The 1752-nt window shown below is 65.8% G+C and carries 2 protein-coding genes; both read right to left on the bottom strand.

From position 1 onward, the window contains the following. Nucleotides 1–48 precede the first annotated feature (48 nt). Complete coding sequence (locus tag QMX83_RS21355; protein ID WP_282298627.1) at nt 49–687, bottom strand: LysE family transporter; 639 nt, start codon at nt 685–687, stop codon at nt 49–51. A gap of 33 nt (nt 688–720) precedes the next feature. After that, nucleotides 721–1572 (bottom strand): formyltetrahydrofolate deformylase, encoded by an 852-nt coding sequence (gene purU / locus QMX83_RS21350; RefSeq protein WP_282298626.1) that lies wholly within the window; start codon nt 1570–1572, stop codon nt 721–723. Between the last annotated feature and the right edge of the window lie 180 nt (nt 1573–1752).

Raw genomic sequence — 1752 nt, 5'->3', positions numbered from 1 at the left:
GCCCTCATGAACGTCGGAATCAACACGTGGGCCGGCCAACGGCCGGCGCTACCAGAACAGAACCAGGCGTATCGCAAACCCAATCAGCAACACCCCCATCAGCCGCTCGAACCAATGGCTGACGCGCAGGAATCGCTGCCGCACCGCCGCCGCTGACAGCGCCACGCTGACCAGCACGAACCACACCGCATTGACCAGACACATCCACAGCCCATAGAGCGCCTGCACGGCCAGCGGCGTCTGCGCGCTCACCAGCGTGGTGAATGCCGCCAGAAAGAACAGCGTCGCCTTGGGATTGGTCGCGTTGGTCATGAAGCCGATCGCGAACGACCGGCCCGGCGCCTGCGTTGCGGCCACCGAACCACCGACCTCCACCGCGCCACTGTCGGTCGCCGGTTTGCTCAGCAGGAACCGGACGCCCAGATAAAGGATGTACGCGGCCCCGATCCATCGGGCCGCCTTCATCAGCCACGGTGTGGAATTCAGCAGTGCGGCGACACCGATCAAGGTGTAGATGACATGTACCGACATGCCTGCGCCGATGCCCAGCGCGGTGTAGATGCCGGTCCTGCGGCCGAAGCGCACCGTCTGCCGGACAGCGACCGCGAAGTCAGGGCCGGGGGCGATGACGGCCAGCAGGTGAACAACGGCGAGGGTGAGGAATTCAGCCCAGTACTGGTGAAGCACGTCAGATCCGCAATGGAATGGTCGTGCCGGACATTACCGGAACACGACGGTGCGGTGTCCGTTGAGGATGATGCGATGCTCGACGTGACGGCGTACGGCGCGCGCCAGCACCTGCGATTCGGTATCGCTGCCGAGGCGGACCAGATCGCGTGGGGTCATGGCGTGATCGACCCGGGCGACGTCCTGCTCGATGATCGGACCTTCGTCCAGGTCAGACGTAACGTAGTGCGCGGTCGCCCCGATGATCTTGACCCCGCGTGCGTGCGCTTGGTGATACGGCTGCGCACCCTTGAAGCTGGGCAGGAAGCTGTGATGGATGTTGATCGCGCGGCCGGCCAGTGCTTCACACAGGCGCGGTGAGAGGATCTGCATGTAGCGGGCCAGCACCACCAGGTCGATGTTCTCGCGCTCGACCAGATCGATGATCTGCTGTTCCTGCACGGCACGGTTGTCCGCGTTCACCGGCAGGTGGTGGAACGGAATGCCGTAGGAAGTGGCCAGCGGACCGAAGTCCTCATGGTTGGAGGCCACGGCGGCGATGTCCACCTGCAGCTGGCGGCTATGCGCACGGAACAGCAGGTCGTTCAGGCAGTGGCCCTGCTTGCTGACCAGCACCAGCAGGCGCGCCTTGCGGCGCGCATCGTGCAGTTGCCAGTCCATGCCGAAGTCAGCGGCCAGCCCGGCCATGCGGGCCTGGATGGTCTCGATCGGCTGGGCCGCGTCGCGGTCGAAGTGCACGCGCAGGAAGAAACGGCCGCTTTCATCGTCGCCGAACTGCTGGGCATCGAGGATGTTGCAGCCCTGCTCGAACAGCAGGCCGGAGACACGGTAGACGATCCCGGTGCGATCCGGGCAGGACAGGGTGAGGATGGAATCGGGGCGCATGGTTTGAGTTTAACCGGCGCGGCCGAGGGCTGGTGGGGATGTTGTCAGATGCAACTTTTCGGGGTGGTTTGTGCTGCGGCGTGTGGATGTGCGGCGATGCGTGGATGTGCGACGGCCTATGTGGAGCCGGGGGGGGGGGGGGGGGGGGGGGGGGGGGGGGGCGGGGCGGCGGCCGCCCGC

Origin of the sequence: Stenotrophomonas sp. PS02289 (assembly GCF_029960115.1) — a bacterium.
In the GTDB taxonomy this organism is placed as follows: domain Bacteria; phylum Pseudomonadota; class Gammaproteobacteria; order Xanthomonadales; family Xanthomonadaceae; genus Stenotrophomonas.
This window is presented reverse-complemented; position numbering and strand designations above follow the sequence as displayed.